Raw genomic sequence first — 24,421 nt, 5'->3', positions numbered from 1 at the left:
CCACACCGCCCGGTACAGGATCGCCATGTCCCGTCATCAGCGTCCCCGGCAGTCGATCCGCCGGTCGCGCCGACTCGCGGCCCCGCCGCTCCGCTTCTTCCTGCCCGTCGCCCTGCTGGTCTGCCTGCTGGCCATGCTGGTGCTCCGCGGGATGGCCACCAACGAGGTGTTCCACGACGACCGGACGGCCGTCTCGGTGGACAAGTTCTCCGTGCCGCCGAACCTGCTGACGGGCGGTCCGATCGTCGACGCCCGCGGCAAGCTCAACGACAAGCCGGTCAGCTACGCGGTGCCCGACAAGACGGTGGTGCTGAGCTTCGACGACGGGCCGGACCCGGTGTGGACGCCGAAGGTCCTCGACCTGCTCGCGGCCCGCCACATCCACGCCACCTTCTTCGTCACCGGCTCGATGACCGCCCGCCACCCCGACCTGATCCGTCGGATCGTCGCGGACGGCCACGAGATCGGCCTGCACACCTTCACCCACCCCGACCTGGCGCTGCAGTCCACCTCCCGGCTGACCTGGGAGCTCGGGCAGACCCAGCTGGCCCTCGCCGGGGTGGCGGGCGTGCACAGCTCGCTGTTCCGGCCGCCGTACTCCTCCACGGCCGACGCCCTGGACGACTGGACCTGGCCGGTGGTGAAGGAGGTCGGCCGGCGCGGCTACCTCACCGCGTTCATCGACGCCGACACCGACGACTGGAAGCGCCCGGGCGTCGAGGAGATCGTCCGCACCGCCATGCCCAAGCAGCCGGGCCGCGGCGAGATGGTGCTGCTGCACGACGCCGGCGGCGACCGCACCCAGACCGTGCAGGCGCTGGGCGAGATCATCGACCGGCTGGAGAAGGACGGCTACCGCTTCGCCAGCATCTCCGAGGCGCTCGGCGCGACCAGCACCACCGTCCCGGTGCACGGCTACCAGCTGTGGGCGGGAAAAACGTTCATCCTGCTGACCCAGATCTCGGTGCACCTGCTGCCCTGGCTGATCGGACTGCTCTCGGTGGTCGGCGTCCTGGTCTTCGGCCGGTTCGCGCTGATGCTGGTGCTGGCCATCCGGCACGTCCGGCGCACCCGGCGGCCCGACTTCTCCTGGGGGCCGCCGATCACCGAGCCGGTCACCGTCCTGGTGCCCGCGTACAACGAGCAGGAGTGCATCGCCAACACGCTCCACTCGCTGGCCGCCAGTGACCACCCGATCGAGATCATCGTCATCGACGACGGCTCCACCGACGACACCAGCGCCATCGTCGAGGAGATCGCCATGCCCAACGTCCGGCTGATCCGCCAGCCCAACGGCGGCAAGCCGGCCGCGCTCAACAACGGCATCGCGGCGGCCTCGTACGACATCGTGGTGATGATGGACGGCGACACCGTCTTCGAGCCCTCCACCGTCCGCGAGCTGGTCCAGCCGTTCGCCGACCCCTCGGTCGGCGCGGTGGCCGGCAACGCCAAGGTCGGCAACCGGGACACCCTGATCGGCGCCTGGCAGCACATCGAGTACGTGATGGGCTTCAACCTCGACCGCCGCATGTACGACGAGCTGAACATCATGCCGACCATCCCGGGGGCCGTCGGCGCCTTCCGCCGGGCGGCGCTGCTGCGGATCGGCGGGATGAGCGAGGACACCCTCGCCGAGGACACCGACGTCACCATGGCGATGCTGCGCGACGGCTGGCGGGTGGTCTACGCGGAGAGGGCCCGCGCCTGGACCGAGGCGCCGGCCAGCATGCAGCAGCTGTGGTCCCAGCGCTACCGGTGGAGCTACGGCACCATGCAGGCGATGTGGAAGCACCGCCACGCCGTCCGCGAGAGCGGCCCGGCCGGGCGGTTCGGCCGGGTCGGCCTGCCGGTGGTCACCCTGTTCGGCGTGGTGACCCCGCTGCTGGCGCCGCTGATCGACCTCTTCCTGCTGTACGGGGTGCTCTTCGTGGACGCCCAGCGCACCCTCTCGGCCTGGGCCGGCGTGCTCCTGGTGCAGGGTCTGCTCGCCTTCTTCGCCTTCCGGCTCGACCGCGAGAAGCCCTGGCACCTGGTCACCCTCCCGATCCAGCAGGTGGTCTACCGGCAGCTGATGTACCTGGTGCTGCTCCAGTCCTCGATCACGGCCTTCACCGGCGGCCGGCTGAGGTGGCAGAAATTGCGGCGGACCGGCGAGGTCGCGGCACCGATCGTGGAGGCCTGACCGTGACCTTCCCCCGTACGCCGCGGATCTCCCCCGCGGCCCGCTTCCCGTACGCCCCGGGCGCCTCGCCGGACGCGGACGCCCCGGACCCGTTCGACGCCCGGTGGTCCCCCGACGAGACCCTGCGGCTGCGCGTCCCGCCGCCCGCCCCGGACCTGCCCGAGCCGGTGGCCGAGGAGGAGCCCGCCGACGAGCCGGCCCCCGCCCCGCGCAAGGGCGGCCGCGACCGCTACCTGGACCTGCTGCGCGCGCTGGCCCTGGCCCGCGTGATCCTCTACCACAAGTTCGGCTGGGCCTGGCTGCCGCTGCTGTTCCCCTCGATGGGCGTGATGTTCGCGCTGGCCGGCTCGCTGATGGCCCGCTCGCTGGCCCGCCCCGCGCTCGGAGTCATCCGGGGCCGTCTGCGCCGTCTGCTCCCGCCGATGTGGCTGTTCGGCGCGGTGCTGATCACCGCGATGGTCCTGGACGGCTGGGGACCGCACTACGACGGCCACCCCCGCTGGTGGTGGGCCAAGATGGCGTTCTGGCTGCTCCCGCTGAGCACCCCGCCGTACGCGGAGTCGCTCGGCGGCTTCGGCGGGGTGATGGAGTCCGAGTGGGCGATGAACATCGCCGTCCCGCTCTGGTACCTGCGCGCCTACCTCTGGTACGTGCTGCTCTCCCCGGCGATGCTGTGGGCGCTGCGGCGGCAGCCGTGGCTGACCGTGGCCGCGCCGCTGGCGCTCTCCGCGCTCATCAACTCGGGTCTGTTCTCCCAGGAGGGCCGGCTCTGGGAGACCGCCACCGACTTCACCACCTTCGGCGCCTGCTGGATCCTGGGCCTCGCCCACCAGGAGGGCCTGCTGCGCCGGCTCCCGCAGTACCTGGCGCCCTCGCTGGCCCCGATGATCATGATCGCCGGCCTCTGGTGGCTGACCAGCCGGCCGATCGAGGACCCCACCACGGCGGGCGACCTGGAGACCGTCCCGTTCGCCCAGGCGGTCTGGTCCTTCGGCTACGTGCTGCTGCTGCTCCACCTCAGCCCGTCCTGGGAGCGCTGGCCCGCCCGGCTGGAGCGCTGGAACGGCCTGATCAGCCTGCTCAACGCCCGGGCGGTCAGCGTCTACCTCTGGCACATCCCGGCGCTGGCCCTGGCCATCCCGCTGATGGACCACCTGTGGGACGTGGACTTCCTCTACGAGCACGGGCAGTTCGTGCTGCGCAGCCACTGGACCCCGCTGCTGATCGCGATGCCGCTGCTGGCCCTGATGGTGCTGAGCTTCGGCTGGATGGAGGACCTGGCGGCCAAGCGTCCGCTGCGGCTGTTCCCGTACCCGCGCCGCCCGCGCGGCCGGCGCCGGGCGGGCTGAGCCCACCCCGAGAGACGACGGCGGCCCGTCACCCCCGGCGCGGGGGTGACGGGCCGTCGTGCTGGCGGGATCAGGCGTGGCGCGCCTTGCGCCGGCGGCTGAAGACCACCGCGCCGCCGCCGAGCACCAGCGCCGCGCCGACACCGGCGATGGCGAAGGTGGCCGGGCTGGTGCCGGTGGAGGCCAGGTTGCCGCCCGTGGGCGGGGTCGGGATCGGCTGGTCCGGCTTGACCTCGGTGCCCGGGGGCGGGGTCTGGACCGGCACGACCGGGCCGGTCGAGGTGGAGGCCGAGGACGAGGCCGAGGTGGACGCCGACGCGGAGGTCGAGGCGCTCGGGGAGGTCGAGGCGGAGGCCGAGGTCGACGCGGAGGCCGAAGCCGAGGCCGAGGCCGAGGCCGAGGTCGACGGCTTCACCGAGGTGCTCGGCGAGGCGGTCGGCTTCTCGTCCGTGCAGTCGACCTTGAAGACCTTCTGCTTCGGGTGCTTCTTGGAGTCGCCGTCCTCGCTGCCCGCGGTCCAGTACAGCTTGTACTGGCCGTCCGGGAGCTTGATGTCCGCGGTGCGGATGTGGCCGTCGGAGTTCACCGGGAGGGCGCCGTAGAGGACGGCCTCCTCCTTCTTGCCGTGGCCCTCGGAGATCAGCCAGTAGACGTCCTGGTTCTTGTCGAAGCCGAAGGCGTCGATGTAGAACTGGCAGACCTTGGGCTGGTTCTTCTTGTCGTACTCCTCGCCCGTCTTGGAGTCGTGGATCTTGACGGTGCCGTTGTTGCCGTTGCCCACGTGGGCGACGGCCGCGTGGGCCGCGGCCGGGCTGAGCAGGACGACCGCCGCGGCCGGAGCCGCGATGAAGGAACGCGCCGCTATGGAACGGAAGCGCATGGTGAAGCCCCCACTGGAACGATGGCAGGTCGGGGTTGCCTGCCAAGGGAGCGCCCAAGATTCCTAAACCCGGGCAGCCGGGTCAAGCGGTGAATGCGGTGGTTGCCGACTGCCTGTGACGATCCGCCCGATTAGTCCCGTACAACGATCGGGTTACCGTCCGGTGCGTCGTCGCGTCCGCCGTCGTGCCCTCGTGGCGTCCTCGTCGCGCCGTCAGGGCTCGCCCCGGGCGCGTCGGGCGCCGTCAGGCCAGTTCCAGCGCCAGGTAGAAGTCGACCCGGTCCTCCAGCCGGGACAGGTCACGTCCCGTCAGCTCCTCGATCCGGCCGATCCGGTACCGCAGCGTGTTGACGTGAACGTGCAGCTGGGCGGCGCAGCGGGTCCAGGAGCCGTCCGAGCGCAGGAACGCCTCCAGGGTGCGCACCAGGTCGGCCTGGTGCTCGATGTCGTAGGCGATGACCCGGTCCAGCAGGCGGCTGCGGAACGCCCGGCGGACCTCGTCCGGGACGGCGGCGAGCAGCAGCACGTGCGAGGCGAGCTCCTCGGGCCCGGCCACGCAGACCCGGCCGACCCGGGCGGCGGCGATCCGGCGGGCGTGCCGGGCCTCCTCCAGGGCGCCGCGCAGTCCGCCGGACTCCGAGGCGGGGGCGCAGACGCCGACCGTGATCCGGCCCTCGGAGCCGAGGCCGGCCTCCAGCGGGGCGAGCAGCTCGCGCAGCGCGTCCGCGGGCACCGGCGCGTCCAGCACCGGCAGCACCACCACGGCGCCACTCGCGCCCTGGGCCGCCACCAGGGCGCGGTCGGAGGCGTCGGCGAGCGACTCCTCCAGGATCGGCCGGAGCGCCCCGTCGGGCAGGCCGGTGGCGTCCACGCTGAGCACCAGCCACTCGGCGGCGGTGGGCCGGGCGGGGGCGCCCTCGTACTTGGCGGCCATCGCCGAGGAGGCGTGCAGGGTGCGGCTGATCTCGGCCGGGTCGGCGTCGCGCTGAAGCAGGGTCAGCAGCTCGTCGGCGATCCGGCGGCGCAGCCGGCGGCCCTCGTCCCGGCGGGTCCGCTCGGCGGCGACCAGGCGGGCCAGGTTCTCGGCGAGCTGCTGGCGCTTGGCGGTCCACTCGGTGACGTCGCCGGCGACCGCGAGCACCCAGTCGGCCAGCGGGGACTCCGCCTCCGGGTCGGCGGGCGCGGGCAGCAGCGAGTACGAGCCCGTCAGCAGGCGGGCGCGGTGCGGGGGCCTGCGGCGCTGGCGCTGGGCGCCGAGGTGGGCGCGGACCAGTTGGTCGCGGTCCTCGGCGGTGAGCCGGTCGGCCGGTCCGGCCACCACCCGGCCGGTGGGGGTGAGCACCCAGCAGTCCAGGTCGAGGTCGCCGCCGAGCAGGTCCAGCACGGCGTCCAGGCCGCCGCCGCCGGCCGCGGAGACCAGCAGGCGGTGGCGGTCCACCAGGGCGGCGAGGTCGGCGGCGCGGTCCGCGGAGACCTGGCGGCCGACGAACTCGGTGACGGTGCCGAAGGCGATGTCGTCGGGGACGGCCAGCAGCGGCATCCGGTGCCGGCGGCAGGCGTCCACCAGGTCCTCGGGGACGGGCCCGACCTCGGCCTCGCCGGCGGCGAGGGCGACCGCGCCGCCGGAGGCGATGGTGCGCACGAAGCGCTCGGAGTCGGCCGGTCCGGTGCGCCACAGCATGCCGGTGAGCACCAGCTCGCCGCCGTGCAGGTAGCGGCCCGGGTCGTGCAGGTCCGTGGTCATCACGCCGCTGACCTGCCGGTCGAGCTCGTCCTCGCCGGCGAGCAGCCGCAGCTGCGGGGCGCCGGGGGCAAGCAGGTCACGGACACGCATCCGCGGGCTCCTTCGTCTGGACGATCGGATCGGGGGTCGGGGGTGGTGGGGTGGGGGCTCACAGTGTGCCCCAGTCGGCGACCTCGGTGTTACGTCCCAACGGGTGCCGTGGTCACGGGCCCGTAGCTTCGCCATCACGACCGGATTACGGTCGAAGGGAGCGGTCAGCAACCGCTTGGGCTGGGCGATTGCCCTCCTTAGAGGAACGTACAGGATGCCGGGCGGGACCGCGGCGCGGGCTTCATGCCATCGGTGACTGCCAGTGGGCCCCGTCACAGGGGTTCACTGGCCACACGCCGCCGGACACATCCCGGTGACCAGGACACAACGCCAAGGCGACGCGGCGGTGGCAAGGTCCGAACACCGGGTACCGGGCACTGTGCCCAATGTCCGGTTGGCGACGACTTGAGGAGACACCCGCATGGAGTTCCTTCGGCCCGCTACCTGGGACGAGGCACTCGCGGCGAAGGCTGAGTACCCGACCGCGCTGCCGATCTCGGGCGGCACGGACGTCATGGTCGAGATGAACTTCGACGTGCACCGGCCATCCGCGATTCTCGACCTGAACCGCATCACCGAGCTGGCCCAGTGGGAGATCACTGGTGAGGTCGTGAAGCTCGGTGCCTCGGTGCCGTACAGCCGGATCATCGACGAGCTCTCCGAGCCGCTGCCCGGTCTCGCCCTGGCGGCGCACACCGTCGGTTCGCCGCAGATCCGCAACCGCGGCGGTGTCGGCGGCAACCTGGGCGCCGCCTCGCCCGCCGGCGACTCGCACCCCGCGCTGCTCGCCGCCGGACGCGACGTCCTGGTCGAGGCGGCCTCGGTGCGCGGCACCCGGATGATCCCCATCGACGAGTTCTACGTGGGCGTGAAGCGCAACTCCCTGGAGGCCGACGAGCTGATCCGCGCCGTGCACATCCCGGTGGCGGACGGCCCGCAGCAGTTCTCGAAGATCGGCACCCGCAACGCGATGGTCATCGCGGTCTGCGCCTTCGGTTTCGCGCTGCACCCGAAGAACGGCACGGTCGGCACCGGTATCGGCTCGGCTGCCCCCACGCCGCGCCGCGCCGTGGAGGCCGAGGAGTACCTGCAGGGCGTGCTCGCCGAGCGCGGCCTGTGGGAGTCCGGTGGCCTGCTGGGCACCGAGGTGATCCAGCAGTTCGGCGAGCTGGTGAAGGCCGCCGCCTCCCCGATCGACGACGTCCGGGGCACGGCGGAGTACCGCCGGCACGCGCTCGCCGTGATGGCCCGCCGCACGCTCACCTGGACGTGGAACGACTACAGCAAGCAGATCAGGAGCGCGGCATGAGGGTGACATTCACCGCCAACGGCAAGCCGGTCGAGGCCGACGACGTCTGGGAGGGCGAGAGCCTCCTGTACGTGCTCCGCGAGCGGGTGGGCCTGCCCGGTTCGAAGAACGCCTGCGAGCAGGGCGAGTGCGGCTCCTGCACGGTCTACCTGGACGGCACCCCGGTCTGTTCCTGTCTGGTCGCGGCCGGCCAGGTGCAGGACCGCGAGGTCCGCACCGTCGAGGGCCTGAGCGAGGAGAACGGCGAGCTGGGCCTGGTCCAGCAGGCGTTCATCGACGCCGGCGCCGTCCAGTGCGGCTTCTGCACCCCCGGCCTGCTGGTGCAGACCGACGCCCTGCTGGAGCAGGACGCCCAGCCGAGCGACAACGACATCCGCGAGGCCCTGTCGGGCAACCTGTGCCGCTGCACGGGCTACGAGAAGATCATGGACGCGGTGCGGCTCGCCTCCGCCCGCAAGTGCGCCGGCAAGGGGGCGTCGGAATGAGCAGCACCCGCACGATCCAGGGTCAGAAGAACCTGCAGAACATCAACCAGGCGTCCAAGGACGGCATCGGCGGCTCGCCGCTGCGCCCGGACGGCACCCTGAAGGTCAAGGGCGAGTTCGCGTACTCCTCCGACATGTGGCACGAGGACATGCTCTGGGGCATGGCGCTGCGCTCGCCGCACCCCCGCGCCAACATCCTCGGGGTGGACATCTCCGAGGCGCTGAAGGTCCCGGGCGTGTACGCGGTCCTCACCCACCAGGACATCCCCGGCTCCAAGTACTACGGCCTGGAGATCCAGGACCAGCCGGCGCTGGCGATCGACAAGGTCCGGTACCACGGCGAGGCGATCGCCCTGGTCGCCGCCGACCACCCGGAGACGGCCCGCCGTGCGGTGAAGAAGATCAAGGTCGAGTACGAGGTGCTCACCCCGATCGTCACCGAGGAGCAGTGCCTCGACCCGGAGACCCACGGCTACGTGCACGAGCCGCACGAGTTCAAGTCGCACGGGTACGGCAACATCTGCCATGAGCAGCGGCTGGTCTCCGGCCTCGGGGTGACCGACGAGGTCCGGGCGATGGCCGACGTGATCGTCTCCGGCGAGTACGAGGTCGGCATGCAGGACCAGGCCTTCCTCGGCCCGGAGTCCGGCCTGGCCGTGCCCGCCGAGGACGGCGGCATCGACCTCTACATCGCCACCCAGTGGCTGCACGTGGACCGCCAGCAGATGGCCCCCGTGCTGGGGCTGCCGGAGGAGAAGGTACGCCTGACCCTGGCCGGCGTCGGCGGCGCGTTCGGCGGCCGCGAGGACATCTCCATGCAGATCCACGCCTGCCTGCTGGCCCAGCACACCGGCAAGCCGGTCAAGATCGTCTACGCCCGCGACGAGTCCTTCTACGGCCATGTGCACCGCCATCCGGCGAAGATGCGCTACGAGCACGGCGCCACCCGCGACGGCAAGCTGGTCTTCGCCGACTGCCGGATCGTGCTGGACGGCGGCGCGTACGCCTCCGCCTCCCCGGCCGTCGTCGGCAACGCCGCCTCGCTCGGCCACGGCCCGTACGTGATCCCGAACGTGAAGATGCACGCCATCGCGCTCTACAGCAACAACCCGAGCTGCGGCGCGATGCGCGGCTTCGGCGCGGTGCAGGCCGCCTTCGGCTACGAGTCGCAGATGGACAAGCTGGCCGAGAAGCTGGGCATGGACCCGGTCGAGCTCCGCCAGCTGAACGCGATGGCCGAGGGCGACTCCATGCCCACCGGCCAGCGGATCGACTCCCCGGCGCCGGTCGCCGAGCTGCTGCAGCGGGTCAAGGACATGCCGCTGCCGCCGCCGCTGGACACCGAGGACCTGGACATCCGGGCCGTGCCCGGCGCACTGTCCAACACCTCGCACGGCGAGGGCATCGTCCGCGGCGTGGGCTACTCGGTCGGCATCAAGAACGTCGGCTTCTCCGAGGGCTTCGACGACTACTCCACCGCCCGGGTCCGCCTGGAGGTCATCGGCGGCGAGCCGGTCGCCATGGTGCACACCGCGATGGCCGAGGTCGGCCAGGGCGGCGTCACCGTGCACGCCCAGATCGCCCGCACCGAGCTCGGCGTGGAGCAGGTCACCATCCACCCGGCCAACACCGAGGTCGGCTCGGCCGGCTCCACCTCCGCCTCGCGTCAGACGTACATGACCGGCGGTGCGGTGAAGCTCGCCGCCGAGGCGGTCAAGCAGGCGCTGATCGAGAAGGGCCGCCGGCGGTACGGCTGGACCCAGAAGGACATCAGCCTGGTCGGCGGCAAGGTGGTCTCCGAGTCCGCCGGGGTGCTGGTCCCCATCGTCGACCTGCTCGGCGACCAGGCCATCGACCTCACCCGCGAGCACCACCACCGGCCGACCCAGCCGTTCGACAAGGAGACCGGGCAGGGCTTCGGCCACGTCCAGTACACCTTCTGCGCCAACCGCGCGGTGGTCGACGTGGACGTGGACCTCGGCCTGGTCAAGGTGGTCGAGCTGACCGCCGTCCAGGACGTGGGCAAGGCGCTCAACCCGCTGTCGGTGGTCGGCCAGATCCAGGGCGGCTGCACCCAGGCCCTCGGCCTGGCCGTGATGGAGGAGATCATCGTCAAGGACGGGAAGGTGCGCAACGCGTCCTTCACCGACTACCTGATCCCCACCATCCTGGACACCCCGCCGATCCCGGTGGAGATCCTGGAGCTCCCGGACCCCCACGCCCCGTACGGTCTGCGCGGCGTGGGCGAGGCCCCCACCGTCTCGGCCACCCCGTCGATCGTCGCGGCGATCCGCCAGGCGACCGGTCTCGCGCTCAACCGGATCCCGGTCCGGCCCGAGCACATCACCGGCACGCTCTGACCCAGACCTCCCCCGGGGCGGCGACCAGTCTTCCCCGCCGCCCCGGGGGACGCACCACCCACCACGAAAGTCCGTACCAGCGGTCCGCCCATCCCACGCCGGGGCTCGGCGGCACCGCGCACCACCCGCCAAGGCACCCCCACAGGTGCACCCAGTGAGTCGAATCGTCCCCCTGCGCCTCCTCCATGACTGGCACTCAGGTCGGCTCGCCCACCCCAACCCCCTTTGACACTTGGGAGTGGACATGACCCGGATCCCCACGGAGCCCGGCACCACCGAAGAAACACCCGTCGTCGACGAGCCCCTCACCCCGTCGCCGGCGATACCGCCGAAGAACGCGCTGGACGCCTACTTCAAGATCTCCGCCCGAGGCTCCACCTTCGGCAACGAGCTCCGCGGTGGCCTCACCACCTTCATGGCGATGGCCTACATCATCCTGCTCAACCCGATCCTCCTGGGTGGCCCGGACGTCAACGGCCTCCATCTCGACCACGCGGCGCTCACCACCGCCACCGCCCTGGCCGCCGCCGTCACCACGATCCTGCTGGGCGTGGTCGGCAACGTCCCGCTGGCGGCCGCCGCCGGCCTCTCCGTCTCGGGGGCGATCTCCGCGATCGTCGTCCCGCACACCACCTGGCCGCAGGCCATGGGCCTGTGCGTGATCTACGGCCTGCTGATCGTCCTGCTGGTGGTCTCCGGACTCCGCGAGAAGATCATGAACGGCATCCCCCTGCCGATCAAGCACGCGATCACCATCGGCATCGGTCTGTTCATCGCCCTGATCGGCCTCAACAAGGCCGGGTTCGTCCACCAGGGCAAGGGCCCGCTGCTGTCCCTCGGCCCCACCGGCGAGCTGGCCGGCTGGCCGGTGCTGATCTTCTGCGGCACGCTGCTGACCATCTTCATCCTGCTGACCCGCAACGTCCGCGGCGCGATCCTGATCGGCCTCGCCGGCGGCACCGCGCTCTCCTTCATCCTCACCGCCGTCGCCAACATCAACGACGAGGTCTGGGGTCTGCAGGTGCCCAAGTGGCCGGGCAGCCCGGTGGACTCCCCCGACTTCGGCCTCTTCGGCCACGTCGACCTCTTCGGTGCCTTCACCTCCCAGGGCATGGGCGCGATCAGCGCCTCGGTGGCCGTGTTCACCCTGGTCCTGGCCGGCTTCTTCGACGCGATGGCCACCATCATCGGCGTCGGCACCGAGGCCGGGCTGGCCGACAAGCAGGGCCGGATGCCCGGTCTGAGCAAGGCGCTGTTCGTGGACGGCGCGGGCGGTGCGATCGGCGGCGTCGCCGGCGCCTCCGGCCAGACCGTCTTCGTCGAGTCCGCCACCGGCGTCGGCGAGGGCGCCCGTACGGGTCTCGCCTCGGTGGTCACCGGCGGCTTCTTCGCCCTGATGCTGTTCTTCACCCCGATCGCCGGCATGGTCCCGGTCCAGGTCGCCTCGGCCGCCCTGGTGGTCATCGGCTCGATGATGATGAGCCAGGCCCGGCACATCGACTGGGCCGACCGCGAGGTCGCCATCCCGGCCTTCCTCACCTGCGTCCTGATGCCGTTCACCTACAGCATCACCGCCGGTGTGGCCGCCGGTGTGATCACCTACTGCGCGATCAAGGCCGGCCGCGGCAAGTGGCGCGAGCCCGGGCCGCTGATGTGGGTGCTGACCGGGGTCTTCCTGGTCTACTTCGCCCTCACGCCGGTCAAGGCCTGGCTGGGCGTGCACTAGGAACGCACCATCCGCCGCGGTACGGGGGCCCGCCTCCCGTACCGCGGCACCTCCGTATCCCGCACACTGGTTGACAAGGAGCACCGACATGCAGGACATCGCCGAGCAGCTGCACGCCTGGCACGCGTCCGGGCGCTCCTTCGCCGTGGCCACGGTCGTCGGGGTCTCCGGCAGCGCGCCGCGCGACCCGGGGGCGGCGCTGGCCGTCGACGCGGACGGCGAGGCGATCGGATCGGTCTCCGGCGGCTGCGTCGAGGGCGCCGTGTACGAGCTCTGCCAGGCCGCCATCGCCTCCGGTGAACCGATCCTCGAGCGCTTCGGCTACAGCGACGAGGACGCCTTCGCGGTCGGTCTGACCTGCGGCGGGATCCTGGACGTCTTCGTCCAGCCGGTCGTCCCCGGCGCCGACCCCGGCCTGGACGCCGGCATCGCCTACATCGCCTCCGGCACCCCCGTCGCCCTCGCCCGGGTGATCGACGGGCCGGCCGGACTGCTCGGCGCCACCGTCGCCGTCACCGCCGACACCCACCACGGCTCGCTCTCCCCCGCCCCCACCACCGTGGGCGCCCTGGAGCGCGCCGCCGTCGCCGAGGCCCGGGCCATGCTGGACGCCGGCCGCACCGGCCGGGTCGTCCTCGGCCTGGACGGACGTCCCTGTGACGAGAACGAGCAGGGCACCGTCGCCTTCTTCGTCGAGTCCTACGTGCCCGCGCCGCGGATGCTGGTGTTCGGCGCCATCGACTTCGCGGCCGCCGTGGTCCGGATCGGCAAGTTCCTCGGCTACCACGTGACCGTCTGCGACGCCCGTCCCGTCTTCGCCACCCGGCGGCGCTTCCCGGACGCCGACGAGGTGGTGGTCGACTGGCCGCACCGCTACCTGGACTCCCAGCTGGAGCGGATCGACGGGCGGACCGTGCTGTGCGTGCTCACGCACGACGCCAAGTTCGACATCCCGCTGCTGGAGCGGGCCCTGCGGCTGCCGGTCGGGTACGTCGGGGCGATGGGCTCGCGCAAGACCCACCGGGACCGGAACGCCCGGCTGCGGGACGTCGGACTGACCGAGGCCGAGATCGGCCGGCTGCGGTCCCCGATCGGGCTGGACCTCGGCGCCCGCACCCCGGAGGAGACCGCCGTCTCGGTGGCCGCCGAGATCGTCGCCCACCGCCGCGGCGGCAGCTGCCTGCCGCTCTCCGCAGGCGACGGCCCGATCCACCACGACCTCGCCCGCCCCGAGGACCCGCCCACGGCGGAACCCCACGCGGCCTGACAGGTGAACGCTGAGGGAAGCCCCTGGTGGTTGCCCGGTTGCCCCACGTCCCTGAGGTTGCCCGGTTGCGTTCGCTAGCCCGCGTTGATCTGGGCGGCGCGGCGGAGGAGGGCCGGGCTGATGCGGCCGAGGAGGCGGGCGGCCTTGGACTCCACGGTGACGGGGACGACCGGCTTGCCGGTGCGGACCGCCTTGACGATCTCGGCGGCCACCTTCTGCGGCGGGAAGCCGCGCCGCGCGTACATCCTGGAGACCTTGCTCTGCTTCGCGGCCAGTTCCTCCCCGCTGAGGCCGGAGAAGGTGGAGGTGCGGGTGATGTTGGTGTCCACGATGCCCGGGCAGATGGTGGAGACGCCGATCCGGTGCGGGGCCAGCTCGGCCCGCAGGCAGTCGGAGAGCATGAAGACGGCCGCCTTGCTGGTGGCGTACGCGGCGAGCACCTTGGACGGCAGGTAGGCCGCCGCCGAGGCGAGGTTGACGATGTGGCCGCCCTCGCCGCGCTCGACCATCAGGGTGCCGAAGGCGCGGCAGCCGTGGATGACGCCCCAGAGGTTGACGTCGAGGACCCGCTGCCACTCCTTCTCGGTGGTCTGCAGGAACGTCCCCGAGTGCCCGACGCCGGCGTTGTTGACGACCACGTCCGGTACCCCGTGCTCGGCCGCGACCCGCTGCGCGAAGGCGTCCACCGCCGCGCCGTCGCTGACGTCCACCCGGTACGCGGCGGCGCCGGGGCCGCTGAGGGCGCAGAGTTCGGCGGTGCGTTCGGCCGAGGCGAGGTCCAGGTCGCAGACCACCACGCGGGCGCCCTCCGCGGCGAAGGCGAGGGCAGTGGCCCGGCCGATGCCGCTGCCGCCGCCGGTGACCACGACCAGCCGGCCGTCGTCGTCGGGGGTGTGCTCGTGGCCGGCGGCGACCTTGGCGGCGAACTCGCGGACCATCCCGGCCACCACGTGTCCCTTCTCCAGCAGCGCCGACCAGTGGGTGGCGTCCACCGCGCGCCGGGTCAGCCGCGGCACCCAGCGCTCCAGGCCCTCGGAGAGGAACTCGGCGACGTAGTGGTCCCGCCGCAGCGTGATCAGCTGGACCGGGACCTCGGTGTGCCGCTCGCGCGGGTTGCGCACGGTGGGGCGCATGTTGGCCCGGTACAGCTCGATGCCGCGCACCGCGTCCTGCCGCAGGGTGGCCTGCGGGTGCCCGGGGCGCGGGGTGACCGCCTCCAGGTCGCGCAGCACCCGCGGCCACGCCCGGGCCAGCCACAGCCGCCAGGTGGCGGGGGCCAGGTAGGGCAGGTGGAAGGCGGTGATGTACCAGGAGTGCAGGCCCTGGACCAGCAGCTGGCGCAGGTGGCGGGGGGTGGGGCGGCGCATCCGGTGCCGGATCCAGTGGCCCATGTGGTCCAGGCAGGGCCCGGACATCGTGGTGTACGAGGCGATCCGGTGGTGCGCGCCGGGCTCGGTGACCGCCTCCCAGGACTGCACCGAACCCCAGTCGTGCGCCACCACGTGCACCGGCTCCTCGGGGCTGACCGCGTCGGCCACCGCGAACAGGTCCGCGCCGAGCCGCTCCAGCCGGTACTCCTCCCGCGCGGCGGGGACGCCCGAGGCGCCGGCGCCGCGGACGTCGTACCGCACCACGTGGTGGTCGGCGGCCAGGTCGGCGGCGACGTCGTCCCAGACGGCGTGGGTGTCGGGGTAGCCGTGCACCAGGATCACGGTGGGGTGGGACGGGTCGCCCTGTTCGTAGACGGCCAGCGGCAGTCCGGCGGAGTGGACGGTGCGGTGGCGGATCTGGCCGGTCGTCATACGGTCTCCTCCAGGGCGGTCCAGCGCCGCACGTGCGGCAGGTCGTCGTCGAGCCAGTACGCGTCGTCCTCGGTCACCACGAGGAGCTCCTCGAACTTGATGCCCACGTCGCGGAATCCGATGTGCGGCTCCACCGCCCACAGCCCCGGGGTGGGCGCGTGCCGGGAGGACCGGCCGTCCGCCCAGAGCGGGGAGCGGCCGTGCAGGCGTTCGCTGATCAGCTCGCGGCCGAGCGTCTGGAGTGTACGCACCCCGAAGCCGAAGAGGTTGACGCCCGCCGGCCCCCGGGCGGTGGTCCGGGTCACCTGGTGACCGATCACCCGGCCCGGGTAGACCTGGTGCCGGTTGTCGTAGCCGTGCACGGCGAGCTGGGCGTCCACCGCCGCGTACACCTGGTTCAGCGGCCTGCGGGCCCGCACCTCGGCGAGGATCAGGTCGCGGTAGACCTTGAGGTCGCGGGCGAGCAGGTCCCAGACCGGGTTGTCGCCCACCTTGCCGCCGTAGCCGATGTCGGCGGTGTAGCCGTCCACCACGGGCGCGCAGTCCAGTACGTACGGCATGCCCTCCTCCAGCCGGCGGCCGCCGGCGAAGAACTGCAGCGGGGTGTGGAAGTGCCGGAACGCGGTGCGGTCCCCGAACCAGGCGAACGGGACGTGGAAGAAGTCCTGCACCCCCGCCCGGACCAGGCAGTGGCGCAGCTTCGCGGTGGCCTGGCGCTCGGTCACACCCGGCTCGATCCAGGCGGCCACCTGCTCGGCGCAGTGGTAGGCCAGCTGCTGGGTCTCCCGGAACCGGTCCAGGTCGCGGTCGTCGTACGGGAAGGCGGGCTGGGCACCCACGGTCACACCTCCAGGACGAGGGTCTCGCCCGCGGCGGCGCGCGAGACGCAGGGGAGCAGGGCGCCGGCGGCGCGCTGGGCGTCGGTCAGCCGGCGGTCGCGGTGGTCGGGGGTGCCGGCCGTCAGCCGGACCTCGCAGGTGCCGCAGAAGCCCTGGTGGCAGGAGTACGGCAGGTCGGGGCGCACCTCGCGGACCACGTCCAGCAGCGAGCGGTCGGCGGGCACGGCCAGTTCGGGGCCGCCCGTGCCGAGCCGGACGGTGAACGGCTCGCCGTCGGTGACGGGGGCGGCGCCGAACCGCTCGAAGTGCAGCGAGCGGGCCGGCGAGGCGTCCAGCGCCCGCTGCACGGCGGCCAGCATCGACGCGGGGCCGCAGACGTACACCGCGGCGCCCCGGGGTGCGCGGGCGAGCAGGTCGGCGGCGTCGGGGGTGCCGGTCCGGTCGTCCGTCAGCACCTCCACGCGGTCCGGGTCCAGGGCGCGCAGCTCGTCCCCGTACGGCAGCGAGCCGGCCGTACGGCCGGTGTGCACCAGCCGCCAGTCCACCCCCGAACGGTGGGCCTCGCGGACCATCGGCAGCAGCGGGGTGATCCCGATGCCGCCGGCCAGGAAGAGCACGGCCGGCTCGCCGCAGAACGCGAAGCCGTTGCGCGGGCGGCGGACCGTCAGACGGGTGCCCTCGTGCACCGCGTCGTGGACCTCCGCCGAACCACCGCCGCCGTCGGCGATCCGGCGGACGGCGACCGTGTACGCGCGGCGGTCTGCGGGGTCGCCGCACAGCGAGTAGTGGCGGGCCCGGCCCGAGGGGAGGGTGACCCGGAGCCGGGCGCCCGGCTGCCACGGCGGCAGCACGTCGCCGGCCGGGTCGACGAGGCGGAGCTCGACGACGTCCTCGGCCACCGTCCGGCGGGACGCCACGGCGAGGACGAGCGGGGGGATCGGGCGGGCCTGCGGGCGTCGGGGGCTGCGGCGCAGACCGGGGCGGCCCAGGGCGGGGCTGTACCGGTCGCCGAACGCGGTGAGGCGCTGGAAGAAGCGGTCGGGCCGCGGGCGGCCGTACAGGTCGGGGGGCGGGGTGGTGAGGTCCATCCGTGCGGCTCCGGAAACGAAGGGGTCGAGGGGGCAACCAAGGGCAACCGGTTACCCAGGGGCGCGGGGAACTGCGCGAGGCGGAAGGCGCGGGCCGGATCCTCCCGTTTCGCGCAGTTCTCCCGCAGTCTTCGGCCGGGAGGTACCCCCACGCGCCCCTGGGTGGTGCGCCACTCGGCAGAGTTGCCCCGGGCTCAGTGGGTGGCCGCAGCGCGGGCGGCCGGGGAGGTGGCGAGGTAGGCGAGGGCCTGGCTGGAGGAGCCCTCCTGGGTGGGGTGGTAGCCGGGGCGGAAGTAGCGGAGCGCCGAGCGGACGGCCCGGCCCGGGTCGGGGAGCAGCCCGCGGCGGGCGATCAGCCGGGCCTCCCGCCAGGTGGGCCGGATCCGGCCGTCCAGGGTGGGGTCGGCGGCGAGCATGAAGCGGGCGCCGCGCACCCACAGGTGCACCAGCAGCGGCCCCGAGACGGCCATCCCCCGGACCCTCCGCAGGTACCCCGGGTCCAGGTGCACCATCAGGTCGTACGCCACGCTGCGGTGTTCCACCTCCTCCGCGCCGTGCCAGCGCAGCAGGTCGAGCATGGTGGGGTCGGCCTTGGCGCGGTCCAGCCCCGGGGAGTTGAGGGCCCAGTTGCCGAGGAAGGCGGTGAAGTGCTCGATCGCCGCGACGAAGGCGACCCGTTCGATGGTGTTCTCGCGGCGCTGGGCGGGCGTCAGGCCGGGCTTGTCGCCGAGGACGCGGTGGAAGAGCCAGCTGATCTGCCGGACGTACGGCCGTGGGTCGAGGCCCTGGCCGAGCAGGTGGTCGAGGACCTCCTGGTGGGCCTCGGCGTGGATGGCCTCCTGGCCGATGAACCCGAGGACCTCCTCGCGGAGTTGCTCGTCCGTGATCAGCGGGAGGGCGTCCTTGAAGACCTTGACGAACCACCGCTCGCCCTCGGGGAGCAGCAGGTGGAGCACGTTGATGGTGTGGGTGGCCATCGGCTCGTCGGGGATCCAGTGCAGCGGGAGTGCGGACCAGTCGAACCGGACGTCCCGCGGTTCCAGGACCAGGCTGTCGTGGACGGTGGCGGGCGGGGTGGAGCGGGGCATGGGGGTGCCTCCTGACCTGCGGGCGGCGAGGGCTTGTGGGCAACCTACTCGCGGGTAGAGGGGCCGACAAGGGTTTCGGCGGTTCTTATCGACATCGAGTCTAATAAGCCGCCTCGCTAGGCTGAGGGCAGGACGGGCGACACGGCCGGGACGGGTGAGGGCGGGAGTTGACGGGTGGCTGCGGACGGCGGGCTGGTGGAGATGTTGATCGCGCATCCACCGATGGCCCGGGAGCTGCCGGGCTTCGACGCCGAGCGGGCGCCGGACGAGCCGGCCGGGCTGTTCACGGCATGGCTGACCGGGGCGCTGGCGGCCGGTGTGCCGGACGCGCAGGTGGTGACCCTGTCGACGGTGGACGCGGACGGGCTGCCGGACGCCCGGGTGCTGGTGCTGCGGGACGTGGACGTCCCCGGGGCGGGCTGGGTGTTCTGGGCCGAGGCGGACAGCCCGAAGGGCCGTCAGCTGGCGGCGCGTCCGGAGGCGGCGATGACGGTGTACTGGCCGGCGCTCGGCCGCCAGGTACGGATCCGCGGCACGGTGGAGTCCGCCCCGGCACCCCGGTTCCTGACCCGCTCCCCCGGCGCCGCGGCGGCCTCGCTGGTCGGGCGGCAGAGCGAGCCGCTCGACTCCCCCGCGGAGTACGACGCGGCGTTCGAGGCGGCGCTGGCCCGGCTGTCCGCCGAGCCGGAACCGGCCGCCCAGGGGCACACCGTGTACACCCTGCGGGCCCGGTCGGTGGAGTTCTGGCAGGGCGACCCGGGCCGCCGGCACGTCCGGCTCCGCTACACCCGTACCGGCCCGGGCCGCTGGGACCGCACCCTGCTCTGGCCCTGAGAGCCCCGATCCCCGACGGCCCGGGGCGCACCCTTGGCGAGCCCCGGGCTCAGACCGCCATCGCGAGCATCAGCGGCGCCGCCCGCGCGGAGAGCAGTTCGGCGGCGGCCCGCAGCCGGTGCAGGTTGCCCGCCGGCATCGAGGTGGCCAGGCAGCCGACCGTGTTGCCGGCGGTCACCGGGACGGCCGCGCAGACGGTGTCCAGGGCGTACTCCTGGAGGTCCAGCACCGGGACGGTGGCGGGCTGCCGCTCCAGCCGGTGCATCAGCTGGTCCGGGTCGGTGATGGTGCGCGAGGTGAGCCGGGCCACCGGGTACCGGGCGAGGTGGTCGCGGCGGCCGTCGTGGTCGAGCTGGCCGAGCAGGCACTTGCCGATCGCGCTGGCGTGGGCGGTGGCCCGGAAGTCCACCCACTCGTGGACGGCGGGGGCGTGGTCGGCGGCGGAGACGGCCTCCACGGTGAGTTCGCCGTCGTGGTACCGGCTGAAGTAGACGGCGGCGCCCAGCTCGTCCCTCAGATCGGCCAGCTTGACCTGCAGCCGGGCCCGGACGGTCTGCTCCCGGTTGTCCTGGCCCAGCAGGGCGAAGGTGCCGCCGAGCACCCAGACGCCCTCCATCCGCATCAGGTACCCCTCGACCTCCAGCTCCTCGGCCAGCCTGACCAACGCCGGCTCGGGCAGGGTGAGTTCGCGGGCCAGCTCGGCGGAGGTGGCGCCGCCGGGGCGGCGGTCGACGGCCTCCAGGACCCTCAGCGCGCGGCGCAGGACGCCGTACGGGCTCGGCCCGCCCTCGCCCCGGACGGCCTGGTGGCCCCGGCTCGGTGCCGACATGGCATCACCCCTCCCTCGCGGCGCGCGGCCCCCGCCGCACGGCCTCGTTCAGCCTAACCACGGCCGGGTCCGCGCACGGGCGGGTCTGCCGATATCCGTCCAGGTAGGGGCTACCCCCTTGACTGGCATATGCCGCACCGGCGGACGATCCCGACCGACCCGCAACGGACGCCCCCGCACGGCACGCACGGCCCGCAACGGTCAACCGCGGGCGGCCCGGAACGGACCACCGGGCCCGCTCCCGGAGAAGACGGACGGGCCCTTCCCCACTGCCCGAGGGGAAGGGCCCGTGCGGGTCACCCGGGGTGCGGGCCCCGGTGACCGGTGAGGGTGGGTCTGTCAGGCGTCGTCGCCGGCGCGGAGTGCGGCGACGGCGGCCTCCAGGCGGGCGCCGTACTCCTCGTCGGCCGCGTGGAAGTGGGCGAGGTTCCGCTCCACGACGTCGTCGCGGGTGACCTGGGCGAGGAAGCCCGCCAGGTTGGCGATCAGGCGGGACTTCTCGCCCTCGGACATCAGCCGGTACAGCTCTCCGGCCTGGAAGAAGTCGTCGTCCTTGGTGTGCGCCGGGGTGGTGTACGTGCCGGTGTGGCCGGACACCGCGACCGCGACGGCCAGGGCCTCGTCGGTCTGGCGCGGGCCGTCGTACGAGTTGGGCTCGTAGTTCTTGCCGCGGCCGTTGCGGCTGACGGCGTTGAAGCCGTCCTGGCCGTAGTTGGCGGCCTCGGTGGCGCGCGGGGCGTTCACCGGCAGCTGGGTGTGGTTGACGCCGAGGCGGTAGCGCTGGGCGTCCGCGTAGGCGAACAGGCGGCCCTGGAGCATCTTGTCCGGGGACGGGCCGATGCCGGGGACGAAGTTGTTCGGCGAGAAGGCGGCCTGCTCGACCTCGGCGAACACGTTCTCCGGGTTCCGGTTCAGCACCAGGCGGCCGACCTTGACCAGCGGGTAGTCGGCGTGCGGCCACACCTTGGTCAGGTCGAACGGGTTGAAGCGGTAGTCCGCCGCCTCGGCGACCGGCATCAGCTGGACGTACAGCGTCCAGGACGGGAACACACCGCGCTCGATGGCCTGGTGCAGGTCGCGCTGGTGCGAGTCGGCGTCGGCGCCGAGCACCTCGGCGGACTGCTCGCCGTCCAGCGAGCGGACGCCCTGGTTGGTCTTGAAGTGGTACTTCACCCAGTACGCGTCGCCCTCGGCGTTGACCCACTGGTAGGTGTGCGAGCCGTAGCCGTTCATGTGGCGGTAGGACGCCGGGATGCCGCGGTCGCCGAACAGCCAGGTGATCTGGTGGGTGGAGGCCGGCGAGTGGGCCCAGAAGTCCCAGACGTTGTCCGCCTCCTGCACGCCGGTGTACGGGTCGCGCTTCTGGGAGTGGATGAAGTCGGGGAACTTGATCGGGTCCTTGATGAAGAACACCGGGGTGTTGTTGCCGACCAGGTCGTAGTTGCCCTCGGCGGTGTAGAACTTCAGCGCGAAGCCGCGCGGGTCGCGCACCGCGTCGCTGGAGCCCAGGGCGCCTGCCACGGTGGAGAAGCGCAGGAAGACCTCGGTCCGCTTGCCGACCTCGGCGAGGAAGTCGGCCCGAGTGTACTGCGAGACCTCGTCGGTGACCTCGAAGTAGCCGTAGGCACCGGAGCCGCGGGCGTGGACGACGCGCTCCGGGATGCGCTCGCGGTTGAAGCGGGCCAGCTTCTCCAGCAGCTGCTGGTCCTGGATCAGCAGCGGGCCGTACTCGCCGGCCGAGGCGGAGTTCTGGTTGTCGGCGACGGGCGCGCCGGACTCGGTGGTGAGGTTCTTGGGCATGGGGGTCCTTATGCGTGTGGTTAATCCCTGACGGTGCGCTCGGTCGATCAGATGCCGAGCAGGCGCCAGACGGCGGAGCGGCGGCGGGAGGTGTGCTCGCCGTCGGGGCCGTCGGCCGGCTGGAGGGCGGCGACGGCGGTGGTGGCCGCGGCGGCGTCCGCGAGCGGACGGGCGGCGGTGAGCGCGGCGGCCTCCGCCGCGCTCAGGCCGGCGCCGACGAGGGCGGCCTCGGCCTCGGCGGCCGGGACGGAGTCGAACCAGCGCAGGGCGAGGGAGGCGCGGCCGTCCTCGGTGAGCCGGCCGGTCAGCCGCAGCCGGGCCAGGCCGCCGTCCGGGTACACGTTGATCCGGACGTGGGTGACCGGGCGGCCCGCGTCCAGCCGGAGGCGGTGCCGGGTGTCGGGCTGCAGCCGGGTGCGGGGCAGGATCGGGAACCAGCCCTCGGTGTCGGTGGACGGGTCGCCGCCCGCGGAGGCGTCGTACCCGACCAGGTCGGCCCAGCCGGGGGCGTTGGCGACGAAGTGGGTGGTGTCCACCTCGGCGGCCAGGACCTCGCCGCCCCCGGCCAGGGCGATCTGTACCCAGTCGTTGGCCTTGTCGCGCCGCCGACGGGTCTCCCAGCCCTCGCCCATGACGGAGGCGCGACCGGGAGCGTTCAGGTTGTGCGGGGAGGAGAAGTAGCGGTCCGAGGCGGCCTCGGCGACGCCGCCGTACTCCTGGGCGGCCAGGTCGAAGGTGAGGCCGTCCAGCTCGCGCGGGTCGGTCCTGACCTCGCCGTGCACCCGGAGCCGGGCCACACCGCCGTCGGGGAATATGTTCAGCCGGACGTGGGTGTACCGGGTCCCGTCGGCGACCTCGAACGCGTGGGCGGTGTCGCCCCTGAGCGGGGTCCGCGGCACCAGGTCGACCCACTCGGCGGCCTCCACCTCGGCGGGCGAGGGATGGCCGGGCACGGAGGCGGCCTGGACGGAGGCGCTCTCCGGGTAGTTGCCGGTGAAGTGGGCGGTGTCCACGATCACCCCGCGGATCACGCCGGCGACGCCGAGCCGGACGATCGCCCAGTCGTGGTCCTCGTCGGTGGGGTGGGGCGTCTCGGCGGAGGTGCCGCGGCGGCGCCGGGACTCCCAGCCGTCCATGATCTGGCCCTTGTGGCCGAAGGTGTGCGGCCGGAACTCCGCCGGCTTGGCGACCAGCAGGTTCTCCGCGTCGGCGAAGGTGTCCTCGTTGGTGCCGACGATGCCCGCGCCCAGCAGGCGCGAGGCCAGGTCGACCAGCTCGGTGAACGGAGCGCTCGGGGTCTCTTCGGTACTCAACTCAGGCTCCTTGGCTAGCGGGTGATCTGGCGGCCGGTCGGCTCGCCGGCCACGTCCACCACCCGGCCGCGGAGCCAGGTGGTGCGGACGACGCCGGTCAGGGTCCGGCCGGCGTACGGGGTGACGGGGTTGCGGTGGTGGAGTTCCTCGGCGTGCACCCGGAACTCGGCGTCCGGGTCGAAGGCGACCAGGTCGGCGTCGTACCCGGGGGCGATGGCGCCCTTGGTACCGGTGAGGCCGACCAGCGAGGCCGGGCCGCTCGCCATCCAGCGCACCACGTCCACGAGGGTGTGGCCGCGGCGGCGGGCCTCGGTCCAGATCGCCGGCAGGCCCAGCTGCAGCGAGGCGATGCCGCCCCAGGCGGCCGCGAAGTCGCCGCTGCCGCCGTGGTGCCGCAGCAGCTTGAGGTCCGGGGTGGACGGCGAGTGGTCGGAGACCACCGCGATGAACTCGCCCTCGGCCAGCGCGGCCCAGAGCAGGTCGCGGTTGGACTCGTCGCGGATCGGCGGGCAGCACTTGAAGGCGGTGTCGCCGTCCGGCACCTCCTCGGCGGCGAGGGTGAGGTAGTGCGGGCAGGTCTCGGCGGTCACCCGCACCCCGTCCGCGCGGGCCTGCCGCAGCAGCGGCAGCACGGCGGCGGAGGAGACGTGCAGGATGTGCACCCGGGCGCCGGTCCGGCGGGCCGTGTCCAGCAGCCGGGCCACGGCGGCGGCCTCGGCGTCGTCGGGACGGGAGGCCAGGAAGTCGCGGTAGTGCACGCCGGGCCGCTGCGGGGCGGCGTCCAGCACCGCCGGGTCCTCGGCGTGGATGATGGCCAGCGCGCCGATCCGGGCCTGCTCGGCGAGCGCGGTCTCCAGGTCCTCCCGGGTGGCCAGGTGCGGGAACTCGTCCACGCCGGAGGGCGCCAGGAAGCTCTTGAAGCCGAACACGCCGGCCCGGTGCAGCGGCTCCAGGTCGCCGGCGTTGCCGGGGACGGCGCCGCCCCAGAACCCGAGGTCCACCCAGGCCTGGCCCTCGGCGGTCTTCCGCTTGGCCTCCAGCCCGGCCACCGTGGTGGTGGGCGGGACGGAGTTCAGCGGCATGTCGATGATCGTGGTCACGCCGCCCGCCGCGGCGGCCCGGGTGGCGGTGGCGAAACCCTCCCACTCGGTCCGGCCCGGCTCGTTGACGTGCACGTGGGTGTCGACCAGGCCGGGCAGCAGCACGGTGTCGCCCAGGTCGGTCAGGTGCGCGTCCCCGGCCAGCAGTGCGCCGTACGCGGCGACCTGCTCGATCCGGCCGCCCTGGACCAGGACGTCAGCGGGGCGCTCGCCGTCCGGCAGGACGACACGGCGGGAGCGGATCACCGTCGTGCGGGGCGTCGTCTCGCTGCGGGACATCTGGGACCTCCGAACCGGGTGGACGAGTGGGGTGCTCCGCCGATGGCGCGCACGGCA

At 73.1% G+C, this 24,421-nt stretch carries 18 protein-coding genes; 8 read left to right on the top strand and 10 right to left on the bottom strand.

Annotated features, from left to right (window positions below):
* Positions 1-25 precede the first annotated feature (25 nt).
* A complete protein-coding gene (locus ABWK59_RS27270; RefSeq protein WP_354643284.1) occupies positions 26-2,182 on the top strand; it encodes a bifunctional polysaccharide deacetylase/glycosyltransferase family 2 protein in 2,157 nt (718 codons plus the stop codon).
* Positions 2,183-2,184: 2 nt separating this feature from the next.
* Positions 2,185-3,531, top strand: a complete 1,347-nt coding sequence (locus ABWK59_RS27265) for an acyltransferase family protein (protein WP_354643283.1) — start codon at positions 2,185-2,187, stop codon at positions 3,529-3,531.
* Positions 3,532-3,601: 70 nt separating this feature from the next.
* Here the strand turns inward: ABWK59_RS27265 and ABWK59_RS27260 are convergent, their stop codons facing one another.
* Positions 3,602-4,411 (bottom strand): LAETG motif-containing sortase-dependent surface protein, encoded by an 810-nt coding sequence (locus ABWK59_RS27260; RefSeq protein WP_354643282.1) that lies wholly within the window; start codon positions 4,409-4,411, stop codon positions 3,602-3,604.
* A gap of 244 nt (positions 4,412-4,655) precedes the next feature.
* Positions 4,656-6,245 carry a PucR family transcriptional regulator gene (locus ABWK59_RS27255; protein ID WP_354643281.1) on the bottom strand — a complete coding sequence of 530 codons (1,590 nt, stop codon included), beginning with the start codon at positions 6,243-6,245 and terminating at the stop codon, positions 4,656-4,658.
* Positions 6,246-6,666: 421 nt separating this feature from the next.
* Here ABWK59_RS27255 and ABWK59_RS27250 point away from each other — a divergent pair, with 421 nt between their 5' ends.
* The 5 genes from ABWK59_RS27250 to ABWK59_RS27230 all read left to right on the top strand — a co-directional run bounded on the left by ABWK59_RS27250 (position 6,667) and on the right by ABWK59_RS27230 (position 13,392).
* Entirely contained in the window at positions 6,667-7,554 is an 888-nt protein-coding gene (locus tag ABWK59_RS27250) for an FAD binding domain-containing protein (protein ID WP_354643280.1), read from the top strand.
* A complete protein-coding gene (locus tag ABWK59_RS27245; protein ID WP_354643279.1) occupies positions 7,551-8,039 on the top strand; it encodes a (2Fe-2S)-binding protein in 489 nt (162 codons plus the stop codon). Before ABWK59_RS27250 ends, ABWK59_RS27245 begins: the two co-directional genes overlap by 4 nt.
* Complete coding sequence (pucD, locus tag ABWK59_RS27240; protein WP_354643278.1) at positions 8,036-10,399, top strand: xanthine dehydrogenase subunit D; 2,364 nt, start codon at positions 8,036-8,038, stop codon at positions 10,397-10,399. Before ABWK59_RS27245 ends, pucD begins: the two co-directional genes overlap by 4 nt.
* A 244-nt stretch (positions 10,400-10,643) precedes the next feature.
* Positions 10,644-12,125: an NCS2 family permease gene (locus ABWK59_RS27235; protein WP_354643277.1), complete on the top strand. Its 1,482-nt coding sequence runs from the start codon at positions 10,644-10,646 to the stop codon at positions 12,123-12,125.
* An 88-nt stretch (positions 12,126-12,213) separates the two neighbouring features.
* A complete protein-coding gene (locus ABWK59_RS27230) occupies positions 12,214-13,392 on the top strand; it encodes an XdhC family protein (protein ID WP_354643276.1) in 1,179 nt (392 codons plus the stop codon).
* A 74-nt stretch (positions 13,393-13,466) separates the two neighbouring features.
* On the opposite strand, the gene ABWK59_RS27225 is transcribed toward ABWK59_RS27230, so the two are convergent.
* The 4 genes from ABWK59_RS27225 to ABWK59_RS27210 form a co-directional block, all read right to left on the bottom strand.
* Positions 13,467-15,194, bottom strand: coding sequence for an SDR family oxidoreductase (locus ABWK59_RS27225; protein WP_354643275.1), 1,728 nt, complete (start codon positions 15,192-15,194; stop codon positions 13,467-13,469).
* Entirely contained in the window at positions 15,191-16,033 is an 843-nt protein-coding gene (locus tag ABWK59_RS27220) for a M24 family metallopeptidase (protein WP_354643274.1), read from the bottom strand. The genes ABWK59_RS27225 and ABWK59_RS27220 overlap by 4 nt, the downstream gene beginning before the upstream one ends.
* Positions 16,034-16,035: 2 nt before the next feature.
* Positions 16,036-17,121, bottom strand: a complete 1,086-nt coding sequence (locus ABWK59_RS27215) for a PDR/VanB family oxidoreductase (RefSeq protein WP_354643273.1) — start codon at positions 17,119-17,121, stop codon at positions 16,036-16,038.
* A 194-nt stretch (positions 17,122-17,315) separates the two neighbouring features.
* Positions 17,316-18,209 (bottom strand): metal-dependent hydrolase, encoded by an 894-nt coding sequence (locus tag ABWK59_RS27210; RefSeq protein WP_354643272.1) that lies wholly within the window; start codon positions 18,207-18,209, stop codon positions 17,316-17,318.
* Between the two features lie 174 nt (positions 18,210-18,383).
* On the opposite strand from ABWK59_RS27210, the gene ABWK59_RS27205 reads away from it, so the two are divergent.
* Complete coding sequence (locus tag ABWK59_RS27205; protein ID WP_354643271.1) at positions 18,384-19,043, top strand: pyridoxine/pyridoxamine 5'-phosphate oxidase; 660 nt, start codon at positions 18,384-18,386, stop codon at positions 19,041-19,043.
* Between the two features lie 49 nt (positions 19,044-19,092).
* On the opposite strand, the gene ABWK59_RS27200 is transcribed toward ABWK59_RS27205, so the two are convergent.
* The 4 genes from ABWK59_RS27200 to allB all read right to left on the bottom strand — a co-directional run bounded on the left by ABWK59_RS27200 (position 19,093) and on the right by allB (position 24,364).
* A complete protein-coding gene (locus ABWK59_RS27200; protein WP_354643270.1) occupies positions 19,093-19,872 on the bottom strand; it encodes an IclR family transcriptional regulator in 780 nt (259 codons plus the stop codon).
* A gap of 339 nt (positions 19,873-20,211) precedes the next feature.
* On the bottom strand, positions 20,212-21,672 hold the full coding sequence (locus ABWK59_RS27195; RefSeq protein WP_354643269.1) for a catalase: 1,461 nt from the start codon (positions 21,670-21,672) through the stop codon (positions 20,212-20,214).
* A 47-nt stretch (positions 21,673-21,719) separates the two neighbouring features.
* Complete coding sequence (gene alc, locus ABWK59_RS27190) at positions 21,720-22,985, bottom strand: allantoicase (RefSeq protein ID WP_354643268.1); 1,266 nt, start codon at positions 22,983-22,985, stop codon at positions 21,720-21,722.
* A gap of 14 nt (positions 22,986-22,999) precedes the next feature.
* Positions 23,000-24,364 (bottom strand): allantoinase AllB, encoded by a 1,365-nt coding sequence (gene allB / locus ABWK59_RS27185; protein ID WP_354643267.1) that lies wholly within the window; start codon positions 24,362-24,364, stop codon positions 23,000-23,002.
* Positions 24,365-24,421: the final 57 nt, after the last annotated feature.

Source organism: Kitasatospora sp. HUAS MG31 (genome assembly GCF_040571325.1).
GTDB classification, from domain to species: Bacteria; Actinomycetota; Actinomycetes; order Streptomycetales; family Streptomycetaceae; genus Kitasatospora; species Kitasatospora camelliae.
This window is presented reverse-complemented; position numbering and strand designations above follow the sequence as displayed.

What these genes read in the sequence shown, in the direction of transcription:
- ABWK59_RS27225 (WP_354643275.1), bottom strand. Translation starts at nt 15,194, where the DNA reads ATGACGACCGGCCAGATCCGCCACCGCACCGTCCACTCCGCCGGACTG.
- ABWK59_RS27270 (WP_354643284.1), top strand. Translation starts at nt 26, where the DNA reads ATGTCCCGTCATCAGCGTCCCCGGCAGTCGATCCGCCGGTCGCGCCGA.
- ABWK59_RS27210 (WP_354643272.1), bottom strand. Translation starts at nt 18,209, where the DNA reads ATGCCCCGCTCCACCCCGCCCGCCACCGTCCACGACAGCCTGGTCCTG.
- ABWK59_RS27260 (WP_354643282.1), bottom strand. Translation starts at nt 4,411, where the DNA reads ATGCGCTTCCGTTCCATAGCGGCGCGTTCCTTCATCGCGGCTCCGGCC.
- allB (WP_354643267.1), bottom strand. Translation starts at nt 24,364, where the DNA reads ATGTCCCGCAGCGAGACGACGCCCCGCACGACGGTGATCCGCTCCCGC.
- ABWK59_RS27200 (WP_354643270.1), bottom strand. Translation starts at nt 19,872, where the DNA reads ATGTCGGCACCGAGCCGGGGCCACCAGGCCGTCCGGGGCGAGGGCGGG.
- ABWK59_RS27255 (WP_354643281.1), bottom strand. Translation starts at nt 6,245, where the DNA reads ATGCGTGTCCGTGACCTGCTTGCCCCCGGCGCCCCGCAGCTGCGGCTG.
- ABWK59_RS27195 (WP_354643269.1), bottom strand. Translation starts at nt 21,672, where the DNA reads ATGCCCAAGAACCTCACCACCGAGTCCGGCGCGCCCGTCGCCGACAAC.
- ABWK59_RS27250 (WP_354643280.1), top strand. Translation starts at nt 6,667, where the DNA reads ATGGAGTTCCTTCGGCCCGCTACCTGGGACGAGGCACTCGCGGCGAAG.
- ABWK59_RS27235 (WP_354643277.1), top strand. Translation starts at nt 10,644, where the DNA reads ATGACCCGGATCCCCACGGAGCCCGGCACCACCGAAGAAACACCCGTC.
- pucD (WP_354643278.1), top strand. Translation starts at nt 8,036, where the DNA reads ATGAGCAGCACCCGCACGATCCAGGGTCAGAAGAACCTGCAGAACATC.
- ABWK59_RS27230 (WP_354643276.1), top strand. Translation starts at nt 12,214, where the DNA reads ATGCAGGACATCGCCGAGCAGCTGCACGCCTGGCACGCGTCCGGGCGC.
- ABWK59_RS27215 (WP_354643273.1), bottom strand. Translation starts at nt 17,121, where the DNA reads ATGGACCTCACCACCCCGCCCCCCGACCTGTACGGCCGCCCGCGGCCC.
- ABWK59_RS27245 (WP_354643279.1), top strand. Translation starts at nt 7,551, where the DNA reads ATGAGGGTGACATTCACCGCCAACGGCAAGCCGGTCGAGGCCGACGAC.